The 18895-nt window shown below is 74.5% G+C and carries 19 protein-coding genes; 8 read left to right on the forward strand and 11 right to left on the reverse strand.

Translation table 11 applies throughout. The features are described 5' to 3' along the window. Positions 1-100: 100 nt before the first annotated feature. Complete coding sequence (locus J4557_RS35970; protein ID WP_208271261.1) at positions 101-1555, forward strand: MDR family MFS transporter; 1455 nt, start codon at positions 101-103, stop codon at positions 1553-1555. After that, on the forward strand, positions 1552-2505 hold the full coding sequence (mca, locus tag J4557_RS35975; protein WP_208271262.1) for a mycothiol conjugate amidase Mca: 954 nt from the start codon (positions 1552-1554) through the stop codon (positions 2503-2505). The genes J4557_RS35970 and mca overlap by 4 nt, the downstream gene beginning before the upstream one ends. Here mca and J4557_RS35980 read toward each other — a convergent pair. Next, positions 2486-3334, reverse strand: coding sequence for a polysaccharide deacetylase family protein (locus tag J4557_RS35980; RefSeq protein WP_307800405.1), 849 nt, complete (start codon positions 3332-3334; stop codon positions 2486-2488). The two genes, mca and J4557_RS35980, sit on opposite strands and share 20 nt — an antisense overlap. A gap of 107 nt (positions 3335-3441) precedes the next feature. Here J4557_RS35980 and J4557_RS35985 point away from each other — a divergent pair, with 107 nt between their 5' ends. After that, complete coding sequence (locus J4557_RS35985) at positions 3442-4251, forward strand: ABC transporter permease (RefSeq protein ID WP_208271263.1); 810 nt, start codon at positions 3442-3444, stop codon at positions 4249-4251. On the opposite strand, the gene J4557_RS35990 is transcribed toward J4557_RS35985, so the two are convergent. Continuing rightward, the gene (locus tag J4557_RS35990; RefSeq protein WP_208271264.1) at positions 4175-4687 is read right to left on the reverse strand and encodes a helix-turn-helix domain-containing protein; all 513 of its coding nucleotides are present in this window, start codon (positions 4685-4687) and stop codon (positions 4175-4177) included. The two genes, J4557_RS35985 and J4557_RS35990, sit on opposite strands and share 77 nt — an antisense overlap. 155 nt (positions 4688-4842) lie before the next feature. Between J4557_RS35990 and J4557_RS35995 the strand changes: the two genes are divergently transcribed. Then, positions 4843-6102, forward strand: a complete 1260-nt coding sequence (locus J4557_RS35995; RefSeq protein WP_307800406.1) for an alanine racemase — start codon at positions 4843-4845, stop codon at positions 6100-6102. Positions 6103-6131: 29 nt separating this feature from the next. On the opposite strand, the gene J4557_RS36000 is transcribed toward J4557_RS35995, so the two are convergent. Next, the gene (locus tag J4557_RS36000) at positions 6132-6878 is read right to left on the reverse strand and encodes a TetR/AcrR family transcriptional regulator (RefSeq protein WP_208271266.1); all 747 of its coding nucleotides are present in this window, start codon (positions 6876-6878) and stop codon (positions 6132-6134) included. Positions 6879-7216: 338 nt separating this feature from the next. Here J4557_RS36000 and J4557_RS36005 point away from each other — a divergent pair, with 338 nt between their 5' ends. Then, a complete protein-coding gene (locus J4557_RS36005; RefSeq protein WP_208271267.1) occupies positions 7217-8665 on the forward strand; it encodes an MFS transporter in 1449 nt (482 codons plus the stop codon). Here J4557_RS36005 and J4557_RS36010 read toward each other — a convergent pair. The 3 genes from J4557_RS36010 to J4557_RS36020 all read right to left on the reverse strand — a co-directional run bounded on the left by J4557_RS36010 (position 8611) and on the right by J4557_RS36020 (position 12861). Beyond that, entirely contained in the window at positions 8611-9468 is an 858-nt protein-coding gene (locus J4557_RS36010) for a helix-turn-helix transcriptional regulator (protein WP_208271268.1), read from the reverse strand. The two genes, J4557_RS36005 and J4557_RS36010, sit on opposite strands and share 55 nt — an antisense overlap. 70 nt (positions 9469-9538) lie before the next feature. Continuing rightward, positions 9539-11182 carry an AMP-binding protein gene (locus J4557_RS36015; protein ID WP_208271269.1) on the reverse strand — a complete coding sequence of 548 codons (1644 nt, stop codon included), beginning with the start codon at positions 11180-11182 and terminating at the stop codon, positions 9539-9541. Then, positions 11179-12861, reverse strand: a complete 1683-nt coding sequence (locus J4557_RS36020) for an AMP-binding protein (RefSeq protein ID WP_208271270.1) — start codon at positions 12859-12861, stop codon at positions 11179-11181. Before J4557_RS36020 ends, J4557_RS36015 begins: the two co-directional genes overlap by 4 nt. A gap of 194 nt (positions 12862-13055) precedes the next feature. Here J4557_RS36020 and J4557_RS36025 point away from each other — a divergent pair, with 194 nt between their 5' ends. Then, positions 13056-13709 (forward strand): class I SAM-dependent methyltransferase, encoded by a 654-nt coding sequence (locus J4557_RS36025; RefSeq protein WP_208271271.1) that lies wholly within the window; start codon positions 13056-13058, stop codon positions 13707-13709. Here J4557_RS36025 and J4557_RS36030 read toward each other — a convergent pair. Beyond that, positions 13677-14540, reverse strand: a complete 864-nt coding sequence (locus J4557_RS36030) for a sigma-70 family RNA polymerase sigma factor (protein ID WP_208271272.1) — start codon at positions 14538-14540, stop codon at positions 13677-13679. The genes J4557_RS36025 and J4557_RS36030 overlap by 33 nt on opposite strands. 78 nt (positions 14541-14618) lie before the next feature. Between J4557_RS36030 and J4557_RS36035 the strand changes: the two genes are divergently transcribed. Then, complete coding sequence (locus J4557_RS36035) at positions 14619-15314, forward strand: FMN-dependent NADH-azoreductase (RefSeq protein ID WP_208271273.1); 696 nt, start codon at positions 14619-14621, stop codon at positions 15312-15314. Between the two features lie 15 nt (positions 15315-15329). Next, positions 15330-15974 carry a hypothetical protein gene (locus tag J4557_RS36040; RefSeq protein ID WP_208271274.1) on the forward strand — a complete coding sequence of 215 codons (645 nt, stop codon included), beginning with the start codon at positions 15330-15332 and terminating at the stop codon, positions 15972-15974. A 31-nt stretch (positions 15975-16005) separates the two neighbouring features. On the opposite strand, the gene J4557_RS36045 is transcribed toward J4557_RS36040, so the two are convergent. From J4557_RS36045 to J4557_RS36060, 4 genes are all read right to left on the reverse strand, one after another. After that, on the reverse strand, positions 16006-16785 hold the full coding sequence (locus J4557_RS36045; protein WP_243776900.1) for a group II truncated hemoglobin: 780 nt from the start codon (positions 16783-16785) through the stop codon (positions 16006-16008). 64 nt (positions 16786-16849) lie between these two features. Continuing rightward, positions 16850-17389: a copper resistance CopC family protein gene (locus J4557_RS36050; RefSeq protein WP_243776901.1), complete on the reverse strand. Its 540-nt coding sequence runs from the start codon at positions 17387-17389 to the stop codon at positions 16850-16852. Then, a complete protein-coding gene (locus tag J4557_RS36055; protein ID WP_208271275.1) occupies positions 17386-18093 on the reverse strand; it encodes a YcnI family copper-binding membrane protein in 708 nt (235 codons plus the stop codon). The genes J4557_RS36050 and J4557_RS36055 overlap by 4 nt, the downstream gene beginning before the upstream one ends. 78 nt (positions 18094-18171) lie before the next feature. Further along, entirely contained in the window at positions 18172-18795 is a 624-nt protein-coding gene (locus tag J4557_RS36060; protein ID WP_208271276.1) for a hypothetical protein, read from the reverse strand. Positions 18796-18895 lie beyond the last annotated feature (100 nt).

The following is an 18895-nucleotide window of genomic DNA, read 5'->3' on the forward strand; positions in this document are numbered from 1 at the left end:
CCGCATCGCCCCAAAAGGTAGGTCGAGCCTAAAAATAGCCTTGACCAAGTGAGTGTACTGAACCTAAAGTTCGGTTCGCTCTACTTACTTGGAGGTGTCCATGACCGCGCCCTCCCGCGCGCCCGCCGCACCGGCCGCGGCCCCGGAACGGCTCGACCCGGCGCTGCTGAAGACGTCGTTCGTGCTGGTCCTCGGCCCGATCCTCGCCCTGCTCGACACGACGATCGTCGGCGTCGGGCTGGACGCGGTCGCCCGCGACCTCGGCGGCCCCGTGACGACCCTGCAGTGGGTGTCCGCCGGGTACCTGCTGGCGATCTCGATGGTGATGCCGCTCGCCGGCTGGGCGAGCGACCGGTTCGGCGCCCGGACGATGTGGATGACGTCCGTCGCGCTGTTCACCGCCGGGTCCGCGCTGTGCGGGCTCGCGTGGTCGGCCGGGAGCCTGATCGCGTTCCGGGTCCTCCAGGGGATCGGCGGCGGGCTGATCCAGCCGATCGGCCAGTCGATCGTCGTGCGGGCCGCCGGCCCGAAGCGGCTCGGCCGGGTCTTCGGTGTCACCGTCCTGCCGCTGACGTTCGCGCCCGTCCTCGGGCCGGTGCTCGGCGGGCTCATGGTCGAGCGGCTCGACTGGCGCTGGATGTTCCTGGTGAACGTCCCGCTCGGCCTGCTCGCGCTGCTGCTCGCGGCGCGGTACGTCCCCGCGTTCGCCGGCGCCGGTGGTGGCGACGGCGCCGGTGCCGGGGACGGGGCGGAGCGGCGGCTGGACGTCCGCGGCCTCGCCCTGCTGTCGCCCGGTCTCGCGGCCGTCGTCTACGGCTTCTCCGAGGTCGGGACGGCGGGGTTCGGCGCGGCCCGCGTCATCGTCCCGCTCGCCGCCGGGACGGCCCTGCTCGCCGGATACGGCGCCCACGCCCTGCGCCGCCGCGGCACCGCGCTGATCGACCTCGGCCTGTTCGCCCGGCGCGGCTTCGCGGTCGCGACGGCCAACTCGTTCCTCCAGGGCGCCGCGCTCTACAGCTCCATGCTCCTGCTGCCGCTCTACTACCAGCAGGTCGAGCACGTGTCGGCGCTCGACGCCGGGCTGCTGCTCGCGCCGCAGGCCCTCGCCACCGCCGTCGTGACGCTCGTCGCGTCGCGGCTCGCCGACCGGACGGCGCCGCGCCCGCTCATCCTCACCGGGATCGCCGTCACGCTCGCCGGGACGGTCGCGTTCACACAGGTCGGCTTGCACGTGGCCGGTTGGCTGCTGGTGCTGTCGCTGATGCTGCGCGGCGCGGGCCTGGCCATGGTGATGGCGCCCGGCATGGCGGCCGTCTACGCGAGCGTCCGCCCGGACGAGACGGCCCGCGCCGCCGGAGCCGTCAACACCGTCAACCGGGTCGGGGGCTCACTCGGCACCGCCGTGCTGGCCGTCGTCCTGCAACGCTCGCTCGGCCACCACGCGCCGGCCGCCGCCTACGGCGCCACGTTCTGGTGGGTGGTCGGCCTGTCGGCCCTGACGCTGATCCCCGCCTTCTTCTACCCGTCCCGCGACCCCCGGAAGGAGCGCGCATGAACCTGCGCATCACCCACGAAGAGCGGCCCCGGCTGCTGACCGTCCACGCCCACCCGGACGACGAGTCGAGCAAGGGCGCCGCGACGCTGGCCAGGTACGCCGCCGAAGGCGCGGAGGTCCTGGTCGCGACCTGCACGGGCGGGGAGCGCGGCAGCGTCCTCAACCCGGCGCTGGACCGGCCGGAGGTCCGCGCGGACCTGCCCGCGATCCGGCGCCGCGAGATGGAGGCGGCGCGGCGGATCCTCGGTGTCCGGCAGCGGTTCCTCGGCTTCGCCGACTCGGGCCTGCCGGACGACGGCGAGGACCTGCCGGCGGGCTGCTTCGCGCTGGAGCCGCTCGCGGACGCGGCGCGCCCGCTCGTCGCCCTCATCCGCGAGTTCCGTCCGCACGTCGTGGTCACCTACGACGAGACCGGCGGCTACCCGCACCCGGACCACATCAAGACGCACCAGGTCACGGCGGAGGCGTTCGACGCCGCCGCGGACCCGGACCGCTACCCCGGGACGGGACGGCCGTGGCGCCCGGCGAAGCTCTACTACCAGGGCGCGTTCTCGCGGGACTGGTTCCAGGCGCTGCACGACGGCATGCTCGCGCGCGGCCTGGAGTCGCCGATGGGCCCGGTGCTCGCGGAATGGCCGGACGGCGCCGCGGACCTGGAGATCACCACGCGCGTCCCGTGCGCGGAGTACTTCCCCGTCCGGGACCGGGCGCTCCTCGCCCACGCCACGCAGGTCGACCCGCACGCCGGGTTCATGCTGCACCCGCGCGACGTCGAGCGGGAGGTGTGGCCCACCGAGGACTACCGGCTCGCCCGCTCGCACGTCGAGACGCCGCTGCCGGAGGACGACCTGTTCGCCGGCCTCCGCCCGCCACCCGGTGGCGCTGCCCGAGGGGGGACGACCCCCCACACCCCCCGGGCGGCTCCGCCGGTCAGAGGGCCACGAAGGTGAGGCCGCGCTTCTTCATCTTCGGGATGACCTTGTGCAGCGCCGCGATCGTCTGCGAGCGGTCGCCGCCGCCGTCGTGGCACAGCATGATGTTGCCGGCCTTGCCGCGCAGCATCGTCCGGCGGATGTGCCCGACGCCCGGACGGGACCAGTCGCGCGGGTCGACCGCCCAGTCGATCGGCAGCATGTTGTGCTCGGCCACGAGCTCCAGGATCGTCTTCGTCCACGCACCGCCCGGGGACCGGAAGAACTGCGGCTCGATGCCGGTGGTGTCGGCGATCCGGTCGCGCGCCTGCATCATCTCCTTCTTGATCCGCTTCCTCGGCAGGCCCGCGATGGTGATGGGGTGCGTCTCGGTGTGGTTGCAGATCTGGTGGCCGGCGGCGGCGACCCGGCGCACCAGCTTCGGCCACTCCTTCACCTGCTCGCCGATCATGAAGAAGGTCGCGTGGATCTGGTGCTCGGCCAGCAGGTCGAGCATCTTCGGCGTGTACTCCGGGTGCGGGCCGTCGTCGATGGTGAGCGCGATCGTCTTCGGCGGGGGCGCCGGGGACAGCTGCGTCAGCTCGCGGACGGGCGTCTCCAGCGCGGTCAGCCGCGCCGCGGTCCACGTCGCGGGGCGCGGCGTCGGAGTCGGGGACGGCGTCGGCTTCGGCTTCGGATGGATGACGGGCCGGGCCCGCGGCATGGGCACGGACGGCTTCGCCTCGGCGCGCGCCCCGTGGGACGGATGCGCCTCGTCCGCACCGATCGCGGTGAGGCCGACGGCGGCGGCCCCCATCAGCCAGAGCGCTCTGCGGCGGGACGTCCCGCCTGCCTCCTCGTCCTCCACAAGTCCCACGCTATCGGGCTTTTCGCGTCCTTGAGCGGCCTTGCGGATCACAATCGACTCAAATGGGAAGAGCAGTCACAGAAGATCGTTTGGTCCGGGGGGTGGGGATGAGCGCGGGGCCCGCGGTCGGACCACTCCTGGCGATCGTCCTGGGCTCGCTCGCGGTGGTCGCGGCGGGGCTCGCGCGGCTCGGCCGGCTCGGTCTCGGGCGGGACATGGCGGTCGTCGCCGTGCGCGCAGCGGTGCAGCTCAGCGCGGTGTCCGCGCTGATCGCGGCGGTGCTGCGCGACGCGGGCTACACGGCCGCGTTCATCGCGGGCATGGTGGTCATCGCCGTGGTGACGGCGGGCCGCCGCATCACCGGCGCGCTGCGCGCCGGCGCGTGGACGACCGCGCTGCCGATCGTCGCCGGCGTCGCGCCCGTCCTCGCGCTGCTGCTCGCGTCGCGGCTCGTCCCGTTCCGGACCGTGTCGGTGCTGCCGATCGCCGGCATCTTCATCGGCGGCGCCATGTCGGCGACCGGGCTGACCGGGCGGCGCGCGCTCGACGAGCTGGCCACGCGGCGCGGCGAGTACGAGGGCGGGCTCGCGCTCGGGCTGATGCCGCGGGACGCGGCGATGGAGGTGTGCCGCCCGGCCGCCGCGCTCGCGCTGTTCCCCGTGCTCGACCAGACCCGGACGGTCGGGCTCGTCACGCTGCCCGGCGCGTTCGTCGGCGTGCTGCTCGGCGGCGCCGACCCCGCCCAGGCGGGCGCGACGCAGCTGCTGGTGCTCATCGGGCTGCTCGCCATCGAGGTCGTCGCGGTGCTCATCACGCTCGAACTCGTCGCGGCGGGCGTCCTCACCCGGGCGGGCCGGCGGCCGCCCGGCGACCGTAGTCGGCGGAGATGGCGTCCGCGGTCGCGAGCAGCCCGGTGAGGTCGCCGCCGTCCGGGACGGTCACCGCCGCCACCACGCCTCCCGCCGCGTCCCGCACGGGCGCGGCGGCGTAGCGGCCGGACGCGCCCGCGCGCGCCAGGTCGTCGAGCAGCGCGGGCGGGCCGGTGACCAGGCGGGCCGCGCCCCCGGTCGCCTCGTTCAGCCGCGCCAGGTGCGGCGCCGCGACGGCGCGCACGTCGCGGGCGCCGGGACGGCCGGGGGCGTCGGCGAGCGCGGCGAGCGCGGCGAGGCGCGTGCCGAGGTGGAAGCGGTGGTGCTCGTCGCGGCGCACGAAGCGCTCGGCCTCCAGCGTGCGCAGCAGCCGCAGGACGGTCGTCTTGTGGACGCCGAGCTTGGCGGCCAGCTCGTCCAGGTTGTGCGGGCCGTCGCCGAGCTCGATCAGGATGCTCAGCCCGCGCCCGAGGCTCTGGCTCATCGGGTTCCCTCCTCCCGGCGGCCGATGCCGGAGCGCAGCGTACCCGCGGCCGCGGACCGCCGGAGCCGCCGCGCGCGGCGGCTCCGCCGGGGGGTCGCGCCGCGCGGGGCGGGGAAGGATCATGGCGGGCGGAGGCGACAGGGGAGGGCATGCCGGTGACGGGGATCGACGGCACGGCCGTGGACGCGCTGGACGGGGAGCCGCTCGACTGGCGGTTCAAGGCGATCCCGGCGTCCGCGCAGGGGATGACGGTGGCGCAGGCGCGGGACGCCCGGCTGCCGCTGGACGACTTCGGCACGCCGCTGCTCACGCTCGACGGCGGAGCGCTCGACCACAACGTCCGGTTGATGGCGGACTGGGTGAGCGCCGCCGGCATGGAACTCGCACCGCACGGTAAGACGACGATGGCGCCCGCGCTATGGCGCCGGCAGCTCGACGCGGGCGCGTGGGGCATCACGCTCGCGACGTTCCCGCAGCTGCGCGTCGCGCGCGCGTTCGGCGTCCGCCGCCTGCTGCTCGCGGGCGCGCCGCTCGACCCCGCCGGCCTCGCCTGGCTGGCCGGCGAGCTGGACGGCGACCCCGAGTTCGCGTTCGTCTGCTGGGCCGACTCGGTGCGGTCCGTCGAGCTGATGGACGAGGCGCTGCGCCTCGCGCGGGCGCAGCGGCGCGTGGACGTGTGCGTCGAGCTCGGCGGCCCGAACGGCCGGACCGGCGTCCGCGACGACGGCGAGGCGCGGGCCGTCGCCGGCGCGATCCGCGAGGCGCCGTCCCTGCGGCTCGCCGGGATCGGCGGCTACGAGGGCGCGCTCGCGCACGACGCCTCCGCGGAGGGCCTCGCCGCCGTCGACGCCTACCTGCGGCGGCTCGCGAACCTGCACGGGCGGCTGGACTACGAGACGGACGAACCGGTCGTCACGGCGGGCGGCAGCGCCTTCTTCGACCAGGTCGCCGAGGTGCTCGGCGGGCTCGACGCGCGGGTGGTTCTGCGTTCCGGCGCGTACCTCGTCCACGACGACGGCTTCTACCAGGACATCACGCCGTTCGACCGGGGAGCCGGAGCGGGCGGCGAGCACCTGCGCCCGGCCATGCACGCGTGGGGCCGCGTCGTGTCCGCGCCGGAGCCCGCGCTCGCGCTGCTGGACGTGGGGCGCCGCGACGTCCCGTTCGACTCGGGCCTGCCGCGGCCGCAGTTCGTCCGCGGCAAGGGCGCCGGGCCGGTCGAGGGCGCGCGCGTCACCGCGCTGAACGACCAGCACGCCTTCCTGCGGGGCGCGTCCGTCGAGCCCGGCGACATCGTCCGCCTCGGCCTGTCGCACCCCTGCACCGCGCTCGACAAGTGGACGCTCATCCCGGTCGTCGACGACGCCGCCGCGGAGCACCCCGTCGTGACCGACTACGTCCGCACCTACTTCTGACCGCCCTTCTGACCACCCTCCGACCGGCGTCAGCGGTCGAGGAGGGAGCGGACGTGTCCGAGGATCGGGGCGCAGAGGGCCGGGAGGGCGGCGTGCTCGCCCAGCGCGACGTGGCCGGAGACCAGCGACGCGATGCCGCCGATGAGCATCCGGCAGGCGAACTCCGGGTCGGGCAGCGCGCGGAACCGCTCGTCCTCGGCCAGCAGCCCGTCCACGACCTCGGTGAAGCGGCGCTGCACCCGGTACCGCAGCGCGGCGGCGGCCGGACCCGCCGCGTAGATCTCCAGCAGGAACGTGCGCGCCGCCGCCGCGTCCGCCGCCAGTTCCCGCAGGTAGGCGTGCAGCGCGCGCTCCAGGCGGCCCAGCGCCGGCTCGTCGCGTGCGCGCAGCGCCTCGTTCACGACGCCGAGGATGCGGTCGGCGGCGTGCTCGTACGCCGACATGAAGCACTCCTGCTTGTCGGTGAAGTGCTCGTAGAACGTCTCGCGCGACACGCGCGCGCGTTTCAGCACGTCCGCGACGGTCGTGCGGGCGTAGCCCCGCTCGCCGACCGCCGCCGTCATGCCCTCCAGCAGCCGGAGCCGCTGCGACGCCCTGACCTGCTCGCGGGTCAGGTGGTGCCGCCCGCGCGGCAGCGACCCGCCCCCCGCGCCCGCACCGCCGGACCCCGCTCCCGTACCGCCGGACCCCGCTCCCGTACCGCCGGACCCCGCTCCCGTACCGCCGGACCCCGCTCCCGTACCGCCGGACCCCGCTCCCGTACCGCCGCTCCTCACGGCGCAAACGCTAGCCGGTCGCGGGGTTTCCGCCCAGTAGATCGGGTTGTTCACGAACATTCGTGTTCGCCGGGATGTTACGGTTTTCCCTGCACATCGGGGGCCGGACGTCTCCGCCGGCGCGTACGGCGGGACGGCCGAGCGATCAGGGCCCGGCGCAGCCGGTGCGCGGTGATGTCGCTACGTCCAGGCAGTGCGCCACGGGGGCCGATCTGCACTGGACGGCGCGTGCCGCCGCCGCACCACGAAGGCTGACCCCGTCGCCGGGCCGATCGTCCGCCCTGCCGTCCCCGCCGCCCGTCCTGCAACGGGCTGTGCGCGCGCGGGGTTGTCCCGTCATGACTCCAACAGACGACGGCGCCCGGCATCCGCGCGGGATGCTCGCGGTGCTGCTCCTCGGCCAGTTCCTGGTGAACGTCGACACCGCGATCGTGAACGTGGCGGGCCCGTCCGTGCAGGACGACCTGCACCCGTCCGGCGGCGCGCTGGAGCTGGTCGTGTCCGGGTACACGCTGACCTACGCGGTGCTGCTGGTCACCGGCGCGCGGCTCGGCCAGGCGCGCGGGCACCGGCGGATGTTCTTGCTCGGCCTCGCCGCCTTCACCGCCGCGTCGCTGGCCTGCGGGCTCGCGCCGGCCACCGGGGCGCTGGCGGCGGCACGGCTCGTCCAGGGCGCGGCGGGCGCGCTGATGGTGCCGCAGGTGCTGTCCGGCATCCAGATCCACTTCACCGGTAAGGCGCGGGCGCGCGCGCAGGGGATGCTGGTGCTGACGCTGTCCGGCGGCGCGGTCGCGGGCCAGGTCCTCGGCGGCGTCATCGTGTCCGCCGACCTGTTCGGGCTCGGCTGGCGGCCCGTCTTCCTGGTGAACGTCCCGGCCGGGATCGCGCTGCTCGCGGCGGGCGCCCGCCTCCTGCCCCGGGACGCCGGGAACGGCTCCGGCCGGCTCGACCTAGGCGGCGTCGCGCTGCTGTCGGCGAGCGTGCTGCTGGCGACCGTCCCGCTGATCTTCGGGCGCGAGGCCGGCTGGCCCGCCTGGACGTGGATCTGCCTCGCCGCGAGCGCCCCCGCGCTGGCGCTGTTCGTCCGGCGGCAGCGGCGGGTCACCGCGCGGGGCGGGACGCCGCTGGTCGACCCGCGCGTGCTCGCCCGGCCGGTCGTCGCCTGGTCGCTCGCGTCGATCGCGCTCGCGACGTCCACCTACTTCGCGATGCTGTTCACCCTCGCGCTCTACCTGCAGCAGGGCCTCGGGAAGAGCGCGATGTTCTCCGGACTGGTGCTCGTGTCGTGGGTCGCCGCGTTCGGCGTCGCCGGGCCGCTGCTGCCGCGCCTGCCCGCCCGCCTCGCCGCGCACGCCCCGGTCGCCGGCTACCTGATCCTCGCCGCCGCGTACCTCAGCATCGGCCTGACCCGGGCGGACGGGGCGCTCCTCGTCGTGCTGCTCGGCTTCGGCGGGCTCGGCCTCGGCCTCGGCTTCGCGTCCCAGCTCGGGCGCGCCACCGCCGACGTCCCGGCGCGGTTCGCCCCCGACCTCAGCGGCGTCGTCAACACCAACTCGCAGCTGTCGGCCGTCGCGGGCGTCGCCGTCTTCGGGACCCTCTACCTCGGCCTCGGCGGCACGCCGCGGCACGCCTTCACCGTCGTGATGACCGCGTTCGCGGGCACCGCGCTCGCCGCGTGCGCCGCCGGGTTCGCCGGATGGCTCGCCGCCCGCCGCGAGGAGGCCCGGCACGGTCAGGGCAGCAGCCCGGCGCGGCGCGCCGAGGTCACCGCCTCCAGCCGGGTGTGAGCGTCGAGCTTGCGCATCGCCGACCGCAGGTAGCTCTTCACCGTCTCCGGCAGCAGCCCGAGACGGTCGGCGGCCTCCGCGTTCGTGCAGCCGATCGCCACGTACGACAGCACGTCCAGCTCGCGCGGCGACAGCACCGGACGCGGCGGCGCCGGGCTCGCGGCGTCCGGGTCAGGTCCGGCGACGCCGGGGGCCAGGCCGGCGGCGGCGAGCCGCAGCGTCATCGCGCGCAGCCGGTCGCGGGTCGGCCCGTCCGCCACCCGCTCGGCGAGCGCTCGCAGCTCGGCGTGCACCGCGCGGACCTCCTCCCACCGCGCCGCCGCGTCCGGCGGCTCCGGCGGGCGCCACGCCAGCGCCTCGTCGGCACGGTCGCGGACGGCGAGGTCCTGCTCCAGGTCGCGGGCCGCCTGCACCGCCGCGCCGACGATCCGGTCGGCGAGCGACAGCGGCTCGCGCAGCGCCCCGTACAGCACGCCGCGGACCCGCCGCCGCACCACCACCGGCACCGCCACGATCGACAGCAGCCCCTCGCGGCCGACCGGCTTGTCGTAGTCGTGGCTGATGGACGCCGCGCACGGGTAGTTGCTCACCCACATCGGCCGGCCCGTCGCCATCGCCTTGCCGCCGAGCCCGTTGCCGTGCCGGACGACGAGGCCGTTCAGCGAGTCGGTGGTGTTGCCGACCAGCTCGGAGATGCGCAGCCGGTCCCGGCCGCTGAGGGCGCCGCCGAACACCATGGGCAGGCCGGTCGTGCGGTGCAGCGTCAGCACCGCCGACCGGACCGCCCCGGCGTCGTCGCCCATGCCGCCCAGCATGCCCGCACGGGACCGATCACGGAAGGTCACGCGCGCGGAAAAACGCACCCTCCGGACCTCACGCGTGCTCCCGGGCGGCCACGTCGCCGAGCCCGAGGATGTCCACGGCCTCCGCCCGCATCTGCACCTTGCGGATCTTCCCGGTGACGGTCATCGGGAACTCGTCCACCACGTGCACGTAGCGCGGGATCTTGAAATGCGCCAGCCTGCCGTGGCAGAACTCGCGGAGCGCCCCGGCGGTGAGCTCCGGCGCGCCCTCGCGCAGCCGCACCCACGCCATCAGCTCCTCGCCGTACTTCTCGTCCGGGACGCCGATGACCTGCGCGTCCACGATGTCGGGATGGGTGTAGAGGAACTCCTCGATCTCGCGCGGGTACACGTTCTCGCCGCCGCGGATCACCATGTCCTTGATCCGGCCGGTGATGTTGACGTAGCCCTCGTCGTCCATGACGGCGAGGTCGCCGGTGTGCATCCAGCGGGCCGCGTCGATCGCCTCCGCCGTCTTCTCCGGCTCCTCCCAGTACCCGAGCATCACCGAGTAGCCGCGCGTGCAGAACTCGCCGGGCGTGCCGCGCGGGACGGTGACGCCCGTCTCCGGGTCCACCACCTTGATCTCCAGGTGCGGCATCACCGTGCCGACCGTGGACACGCGGCGGTCCAGGGAGTCGCCCGCCCGGGTCTGCGTCGACACCGGCGACGTCTCCGTCATGCCGTAGCAGATCGCGACCTCCGCCATCCCGAGCCGGTCGATGACCTGCTTCATCACCTCGACCGGGCACGGCGACCCCGCCATGATCCCGGTGCGCAGGCTCGACAGGTCCAGGGCGTCGGCCGACGGCTCGTTCAGCACCGCGATGAACATCGTCGGCACCCCGTACAGGGACGTGCAGCGCTCCGCCGCGACCGCGTCCAGGGTCGCCTTCGGGTCGAACGCGGGCGCCGGGATCACGATGCACGCGCCGTGGCTGGTCGCCGCCAGGTTCCCCATCACCATGCCGAAGCAGTGGTAGAAGGGCACCGGCACGCAGATCCGGTCCTCCTCGTCGTAGCCGCACAGCTCCCCGACGAAGAACCCGTTGTTCAGGATGTTGTGGTGCGACAGCGTCGCGCCCTTCGGGAACCCGGTCGTCCCCGACGTGTACTGGATGTTGATCGGGTCGTCCGCGCCGAGGCCCTCGCCGATGCCGTGGAGCAGGTGCCGGTCGCCGGCCCGCCCCGCCGCCACCAGCGCGTCCCACGCGTCCGTGCCGATGAGCACGACGTCGGCCAGCGCGGCGCAGCGCGGCCGGACCTCCTCGATCATCGCGGCGTAGTCGGACGTCTTGAACGACGGCGCCGCGACGAGCGTGCGGATCCCCGCCTGGTTCAGCACGAACTCCAACTCGTGCACCCGGTACGCCGGGTTGATGTTGACCAGGATCGCGCCGAGCTTCGCCGTCGCGTACTGGACCAGCACCCACTCCGCGCAGTTCGGCGCCCAGATCCCGACCCGGTCGCCCTTCGTCACGCCGAGGTCCCGCAGGCCGAGCGCGACCGCGTCGACGTCGGCGGCGAACTGGTCGTAGGTCCAGCGCCGCCCGGTCGCCATCTCCACCACGGCCTCGCGGTCGGCGAACGCGGCGACCGTCGCGTCCAGGTTGGCGCCGATCGTGTCGCCGAGCAGCGGCGTCGCCGAGACGCCCGACGCGTAGGAGAGCGTCATCGCAGGTCCTCCTCACGGAACTCCCCGGGCGGCCGGTCGTCCGCGCCCGGATGCTTGCCGATCTCCGCCGTCCGCAGCTCCACCCGGCGGATCTTCCCGGAGATCGTCTTCGGCAGCTCGCCGAACTCCAGCAGCCGCAGCCGCTTGTACGGGGACAGCTGCGCCCGGCTGTGCTCGAAGATCGCCCTCGCGGTCTCCGCGGTCGGCTCCCAGCCCGCCGTGAGCGTCACGTACGCCTTCGGCACCGCGAGCCGCACCGGGTCCGGCGACGGCACCACCGCCGCCTCCGCCACCGCCGCGTGCTCGATCAGCACGCTCTCCAGCTCGAACGGGGAGATCTTGTAGTCGGACGCCTTGAACACGTCGTCCGCGCGCCCGACATAGGTGATGTAGCCGTCGGCGTCGCGGGAGCCGATGTCGCCGGTGTGGTAGAAGCCGCCCGCCATCGCCTCCTCGGTGCGCGCCTCGTCCCCGTGGTAGCCGGTCATCAGCCCGAGCGGCCGGTCCTCCAGGTCGAGGCAGATCTCGCCCTCCTCGCCCCGCTCCCCGGACACCGGGTCGATCAGCGCCACCGCGTAGCCCGGGACGGGACGCCCCATCGAGCCCGGCTTGACCTCCTGGCCCGGCGTGTTCGCGATCTGGACGGTCGTCTCCGTCTGCCCGAACCCGTCCCGGATCGTCCGGCCCCACGCGTCCTTCACCCGCTGGATGACCTCCGGGTTCAGCGGCTCGCCCGCCGCGACCACCTCGCGCGGCGGCGTCGGCAGCCGGCCGAGGTCGGACTGGATCAGCATCCGCCACACCGTCGGCGGCGCGCAGAAGCTCGTGACGCCGCACCGCTCCATCGCGTCCAGCAGCCGGTCGGCGTCGAAGCGCGTGTAGTTGAAGATGAACACGCACGCCTCGGCGTTCCACGGCGCGAAGATGTTGCTCCACGCGTGCTTCGCCCATCCCGGCGACGAGATGTTCAGGTGGACGTCCCCGGGCCGCAGCCCCAGCCAGTACATCGTCGACAGGTGCCCCGCCGGGTACGAGGCGTGCGTGTGCTCGACCAGCTTCGGCTGCGCCGTCGTCCCGGACGTGAAGTACAGCAGCAGCGTGTCCGACGACATCGTCATCCCGTACTGGGAGAACGCGTCGCTTCCGTCGTAGGCGTCGGCGTACCGCAGCCACCCGTCGACCGGCTCGCCGACCGCGATCCGGGTGAACTCGCCGTCCAGCCCGGCGAACTTCCCCGTGTCGGACGAGCCCGTCACCACGTGGCGCGCCCGTCCCCGCGTCAGCCGGTCCTGGAGGTCCGCCGGGCCGAGCAGCGGCGTGCACGGGATCAGCACCGCGCCGAGCTTCATCGCCGCGAGGACCGTCTCCCACAGCTCGACCTGGTTCCCGAGCATCAGCACGATCCGGTCGCCGCGCCGCACCCCCGCCGCGCGCAGCATGTTCGCGACCTGGTTCGACCGCCGCGCGAGCTGCGCGAACGAGTACCGCTCCTCCGCGCCGTCCTCCTGGACGATCCACAGCGCGGGCGCGTCGTTCCCCTCGGCGATCTTGTCGAACCAGTCGAGCGCCCAGTTGAACCCGGTCAGCACCGGCCAGCGGAACTTCTCGTACGCGGTCGCGTAGTCGTCGCGATGCGCGAGCAGGAAGTCGCGCGCCGCCCGGAACTCGACTGCGGGCATGGTCTCTCCTCGTAGCCGCACGGACACCTGGCACTGCCGCCTCTCGGACGGCCCCCCCGGGTCTTCCAGGGCGCCGCCGCCCGAAGGGCGTGGTCAGGGGCATGGTCGGACATCCAGAGTGACCCACGCCACCCCCGAACGGGGGTACTCCTACCCGCGCGTCGCCCGCGCCGATCGCCGTAGGCTCGGGGAGCATGATCGCCTCCCCCCTCGACACCACCCGCACCGGCTACGACTCCGTCGCCGAGCTGTACACCGAGCTGTTCAGCACCGCGTTCCTCGACATGCCGTTCGACCTCGGGATGATCAACGCGTTCGGGCGGCTCACCCGGGACGCCGGGCCGGTCGCCGACCTCGGCTGCGGCCCCGGGCACCTCACCGCCCACCTGCGCTCGCTCGGCTGCGACGCGTTCGGCGCCGACGTGTCCGCGGAGATGATCCGGATCGCCCGCGCGGCGCACCCGGACGTCCGGTTCGACCACGTTCCGATGACCGAGGTGGACGTCCGCGACGGCGAGCTCGGCGGCGTCCTCGCCTGGTACTCGATCATCCACGCGCCGGTGGAGGACGTGCCGGGCCTGCTCGCCGCGTTCCACCGGATGCTGGCGCCCGGCGGCCACCTGCTGCTCGGCTTCTTCGCGTCCGACACCGCCGAGCCCGTCCCGTTCGACCACAAGGTGGCGCCGGCGCACCGCTGGCCCATCGACGCCCTCGCCGACCTGGCGGCCGGCGCCGGCTTCACCGAGATCGCGAGGCTCCGCCGCGAGCCCGGCGAAGGCGAGCGCCACCGCCAGGGCCACCTCCTCGTCCGCAAGTCAGGGGAGGAGGGCGAGGCGGAGGCGGTGTAGGCGGGCCGGGTCGCTGATCACGGTGAAGCCGGCGATGCGGTCGTTCTCCACGGCGACCTGGAGGACGGCCGCGAGGCGGCCCCGCGGGGCGACGACGACTCCCACCGCGCCGTCCACCAGGGCGAGACGGGCGTTCCGGGCGCGGGCGGGGTTGGCGAGGGTCTCCCCGGCGATGCGGCGGGCGCCCCGGACCTCCGCCGCGCCCTCGGCGCGCCGGAACGCGTCCGGCGCGAGCACCGCGAGCAGCGCGTCCATGTCGCCGGACCGGGACGCGGCGAGGAACGCCGACACGGCCTCCCGCTGCCGCGCGAGATCGGCGGCGGGCACCGACGGCGACCCCTGCACGCGCCGCCGGGCCCGGCTCGCCAGCTTCTTCGCGGTCTCCGGGGTCCGCTCGACGATCCCGGCGATCTCCGCGAACGGCACGGCGAACAGGTCGTGCAGCACGAACGCGACGCGCTCGGCGGGGCCGAGGCGGTCCAGGACGACGAGCATCGCCAGCCCCACCGCGTCGGCGAGCACCGCCTCCTCCTCGGGATCGCGGCCGCCCGCCCGCTCCGGCCCGTCCAGGCCGTGAAGGCCGTCGAGGCCGCCGGGGTCCTCGCCGCGGCGCCGCCGCGACCGCAGCATGTCGAGGCAGATCCGCCCGGCGATCGTGGTCAGCCAGCCGGGCAGGTTCGCGACGTCCCCGGCGCCCGCCCGGGACGCCCGCAGCCACGTCTCCTGGACCGCGTCGTCGGCCTCGTCCAGCGAGCCGAGCATCCGGTACGCGACCGCCCGCAGGTGGCCGCGGCACTCATCGAACCGCTCCGCCAGCACCTGCTCGTCCATCCGTCCCCTTTCGTCGGCGCGGGTCGTCATAGCTGTGGGAACAAGGACGACACGAGAGCGAAGGAGACGCGCTCCACCATGCTATCGGCCCACGACCAGGTCACCTCGCTGCTGCACCTGGACTCCAGCCACTCCGGCGATTCCATTACCCGGCGCCTGTCCGCGCGGTTCGCGGACGCGTGGCGGGAACGGCACGGGACGTCCGGTCACCGGTACCGCGATCTCGTCGCCGATCCGGTGCCGCCGATATCGGCGGCCTACTGCGAACTCGGACGCCGCGTCGAGAGGAACGGCTACGTGCCGCCCGCGAAAGTCGACGCGCTCGTGGAGGACGCCGCCGAGGAACGCGAATGGTCGCTGACCCTGCCGCTGGTCGAGCAGTTCCTCGACGCCGGAACGGTGCTGATCGGCGCCCCCATGTACAACTTCTCGGTCCCCGCTTCGCTCAAGGCGTGGATCGACCGGATCACCTTTCCCGGTGCGTACACCGACCCGGACACGGGCCGGAGCCTGCTGCACGGCAAGCGGATCGTCGTCGTGACGGCGCGCGGCGGCGCTTACGGTCCCGGCACGCCGCGCGAGGGCTTCGACTTCCAGGAGCCCTACCTGCGGGCCTACTTCGGCAATCTCGGCGTCGCCGAGGACGGCGTGACCTTCGTCAACGCCGAAATGACACTCGCCGGCCTCGTCCCGCACCTGGCACGATTCAAGGGAATGGCGGCACGATCGCTCGCCGAGGCCCGCGAGGCGGTGACCGCCCTGGCCTCTCGCTGACAAGGGGGTCGCCGTGTGGAGCCCGGAATCGTCGTCGTGCTGAACGGCCTCGCCGGTGCGCGGAAGGCGGGCGCCGTCGCCGGAATGGCCGTCGGTGCGCTCATGGCGGCCGCTCTTGGGGCCGCCATCGCCGTCGGCGCGACGAGGGGGAGTTGCTCGGCGGCGGGCGTCGCCGCCTGGGCCGGCGGCGTGGCCGTGCTGGTCGCCACCGCCGTGGTGTGGACGGCGCTCCCGCGCCTGCGCCGCAGGTTCGCCCATCCCAGGGTCTGGCTCGACGGGACGGTCCTGCACGCTCGCCTCCGTGACGGGCTGCGGAGCTGCGACCTCGCGACCGCGCGGGACGTCTCGGTCGAGGACGTGCCGCCCCGGCACGTCCGGCAGTGGAACCCGGCGTTCCAGCGGGCAGAGATCGTCACGGTTCCGGGGATCGCGCGCTTCCGGGTCGGGACCGGCACGGGGGCGATCGACTTCGCGCTGTACGACACCCAGCGGAGGGCGGAGGTGCCGCGGGAGACGCTGAAGGCGCTGGCGGACGCGATCCTCGCCGGCCCGGACCGCGAGGGGCGGGCCGGCGAGGGCGCCGACGACGCCGTCCGGAAGCTGCGCGAGATGGCGGTGGCGGCGGTGAGACTGCGGGGCGTTCCTCGCCGGCTTCCCTGAGCGCGGCTCGCGCGCGCCGTCGGCTCGGCGGCTACCCGGCGGGCGTGTAGGGCGGGGCCTCGCCCCAGCTCCAGTGGGGCATGGGGGCTTCGAGGGGCGGGGTCGCGCCGGGCTGGGAGTTCGCCAGCGCGATCCGGGTGCCCCACTCGATGTAGGACGCGAACGCGGCGCGGAACTCGGGGTCGGCGGGCAGGCCGACCTCGTCCGCCGCGTCCATGAGCAGGGCGACCCAGCGGCGGCGCTGCGCCTCGGTGATCGCCTTGCCGAGGTGCTGCCGGACCATGTGGTGGTAGCCGCCGCGCTCGCGGCTGTAGCGCTCGGGGCCGCGGAACACCTCGCCCAGCCAGATCGCGACCCATTTCGGGTGGTCCGGGGCCATGTGCTCGAAGAGGGGGCGGAGCAGGTCGTCCTTCAGGACGGCGGTGTAGAAGACCTCGGTGAGGCGCTGGAGGGCCTCTTCGCCGCCGGCCCAGTCGTACATGGTGGGGACGGACGAGCCCCTGCCGCGGACGGGCGTCGCCTCGTAGTGCCGCATCTCCTCGATCTGCTCGACGTACGGCTTGATCTCGGCGAAGAAGGCGGGGAAGTGCTCGCCGGAACGGAAGCCCCGGGAGTGGTCCTCGGCGGACGTCCAGCGGATCCGCAGGACATAGCACTCGGGCTCGTCGACGCAGCGGGACAGCTCGTAGTCGACGCACTGCGGCGCGGCGGCGAGCGGGACGGCGGCGCGGGCGTAGGCGGCTTCGAACTCCTCCGCCCTCGCCCGGTCGATCCGGTAGCGGATGTACTCGACGATCACTGGGGCCCCCAAGGAATGATCTTCCGGTCGGGTAATCAATGTAACGTTGTAATCACCCGACCGGAAGACCTTGTGATCATTCGTTCGGGGGCGCCCCCGAAGTACGGCGGTACCAGGCGAACCCGCCGCCCGCGATCGCCACGACGGCGGCGGCGAGGCCGATCCACAGCCAGCCGGACGAGCCGCCGGAGCCGTTCCCGGCGGTCTTCGCGGCGGGCGCGGACGCCCCGGGCGCCGCGCCGGCGCCGGTGGACCCGGTGACGGTGAACCTGTAGGTGCCGCTGATCGGATGGCCGTCCGGCGACACGACGCGCCAGCCGACCGTGTACACACCGTTCGGCAGCGTGCCCTTCACCGCCTCGGTGACCTTGTCGTCCACCGCCCGGGCCTTGCCCGCCTCGCGCCGCCCGCCACCGGCGTCCGTCAGCACGACCTGCGGCAGCTGCACCGGGTCGGCGTACGTCAGGACGATCTGGGAAGGCGGCGCGACCGTCGCGTTCGCGGCGGGGTTCGCGCCGGTCAGCGACGTGTGCGCGGAGGCGGGCGAGGCGGTCAGCGCCAGCGCGGCGCAGGCCGCGGCGGCGCCGGAGGCGGCGCGCCGGACGGCCCGGCTCATGCCCGGCTCCGCGCGCGGGTCAGGCCGTAGCCGCCGACCGCGATGCCGATCACGCCGGCGCCGATGCCGACGCCGCCGAGCACCCGCGCGGTGCCGTCGTCGGAGCCCGCCTCCGCCTCGGCGGCGGGCTTCGACCGGGCGGTGAGCCCGGCGGCGTCGGCGGCGCCCTTGGGCGTCAGCTTCAGCGTCGGCGCCGGGTGCTCGGGCTCGTCGGAGCCGTCGCCCGGGTCCTGCTCCCACTTGACGACCTGGCCGTCCGAGTAGGTCTGGTCGGCCTTGAACGTCATCGTGTCGGTGTCGGTCGGCAGCGGGCCGAGCGAGACGTCGAACTCCTGGAACTGGCCGGGCGCGATCCTGCCGCCGGACCAGGTGATCCGCGTGACGGCCTTGGTCAGCTCGCCGCCCTCGGTCTTGATCGGCTTCGGCAGCGTGGACTCCACGACCTTCGCCGTCCAGCCGGGGACGGGGCGCACCGACACCGACGCGAGCGGGTGGTCGACCGGGAAGTCCACCACGAGCTCGGTGGTGTCGGCGCTGTCCTCCTCGTTCGGCACCCGGAACGAGACCTTGGCGTAGGAGCCCTGCTCGGCGGTCCTCGGGTTGACGGTGACGTGCGCGGACGCGGCGGTCGCGAACGCGACCACGCCGGCGCCGGCGAGGACGGCGAGCGTGCCGAACCGGCGGGCATGCGTGCGGGAAGGCAAGACGGAACTCCGTTCGAGTCGTACGGGAAGGGCCGGCGCGCCGGAGGGACCCGGCGGCCGGTGACGTACGGCGCTCGCTCAGCTGCGGGCGAGCGCCCTCGAACGCGGCGGGGGACCCCGCCGGACGACCTGGTGCCGGAGCGTGCGTCCCGTGGCGATCGCGCCGGCCGCCACCGGCACCACCGGGGTACGCACCGGGCGCTCCGCCGGTTCGATCAGCAGCAGCGCGAGCAGCAGCCGGATCGGGCGGTCGGCGGCGGACGCGAGGCGCCGCGCGAGGGACCACGCGGCCCGCTCGCCGCGCCGCAGCCACCAGGCCGCGACCACGGCGGCGGCGACGTGCGCGACGGTCATGGACGTGCCGGAGCCGTGCATCGCGGGCATCGCGGGCATCGCGGCGGCGTGGCCCGCCTGGGCGGCGGTGTCGCAGTGCCGCATGCCCTCGGTCGCGCTCGCGAACAGCGTGTGCAGCGCGAACTGGCCGCCGAGCAGCCCGCCCATGATCGTCGGGAGGGAGCGCTCGTGGCCCGCGAGGGCGGCGGCGACGGCGAGGGCCCCGCCGAACCCGGCGAGCACCGCCCAGCCCGGCACCGGCTCGTGCGACGCCAGGTCGTGGCCGAGGGTCGCGAGCGTGACGCACACGGTCGCGAAGACGACCGCGCGCGCGGTGCGGAAGGCCGGCTGCCGGGGACGCGGGGACATGACGGGGACATCGTCCCACCCGGGTCCGGGGGCGTGCATCCGCCCCCCGGGGTCCCCTCCCGACGCGCCCTACATGTTGGGGTTGCGCAATGAGGATCAA

Source organism: Actinomadura nitritigenes, assembly GCF_017573545.1.
Lineage (GTDB): Bacteria > Actinomycetota > Actinomycetes > Streptosporangiales > Streptosporangiaceae > Spirillospora > Spirillospora nitritigenes.

Coding starts and splice junctions, on each gene's coding strand:
- J4557_RS35970 (WP_208271261.1), top strand. CDS start 101: ATGACCGCGCCCTCCCGCGCGCCCGCCGCACCGGCCGCGGCCCCGGAA.
- mca (WP_208271262.1), top strand. CDS start 1,552: ATGAACCTGCGCATCACCCACGAAGAGCGGCCCCGGCTGCTGACCGTC.
- J4557_RS35985 (WP_208271263.1), top strand. CDS start 3,442: ATGAGCGCGGGGCCCGCGGTCGGACCACTCCTGGCGATCGTCCTGGGC.
- J4557_RS35990 (WP_208271264.1), bottom strand. CDS start 4,687: ATGAGCCAGAGCCTCGGGCGCGGGCTGAGCATCCTGATCGAGCTCGGC.
- J4557_RS36005 (WP_208271267.1), top strand. CDS start 7,217: ATGACTCCAACAGACGACGGCGCCCGGCATCCGCGCGGGATGCTCGCG.
- J4557_RS36010 (WP_208271268.1), bottom strand. CDS start 9,468: ATGGGCGACGACGCCGGGGCGGTCCGGTCGGCGGTGCTGACGCTGCAC.
- J4557_RS36015 (WP_208271269.1), bottom strand. CDS start 11,182: ATGACGCTCTCCTACGCGTCGGGCGTCTCGGCGACGCCGCTGCTCGGC.
- J4557_RS36020 (WP_208271270.1), bottom strand. CDS start 12,861: ATGCCCGCAGTCGAGTTCCGGGCGGCGCGCGACTTCCTGCTCGCGCAT.
- J4557_RS36025 (WP_208271271.1), top strand. CDS start 13,056: ATGATCGCCTCCCCCCTCGACACCACCCGCACCGGCTACGACTCCGTC.
- J4557_RS36030 (WP_208271272.1), bottom strand. CDS start 14,540: ATGGACGAGCAGGTGCTGGCGGAGCGGTTCGATGAGTGCCGCGGCCAC.
- J4557_RS36035 (WP_208271273.1), top strand. CDS start 14,619: ATGCTATCGGCCCACGACCAGGTCACCTCGCTGCTGCACCTGGACTCC.
- J4557_RS36050 (WP_243776901.1), bottom strand. CDS start 17,389: ATGAGCCGGGCCGTCCGGCGCGCCGCCTCCGGCGCCGCCGCGGCCTGC.
- J4557_RS36060 (WP_208271276.1), bottom strand. CDS start 18,795: ATGTCCCCGCGTCCCCGGCAGCCGGCCTTCCGCACCGCGCGCGCGGTC.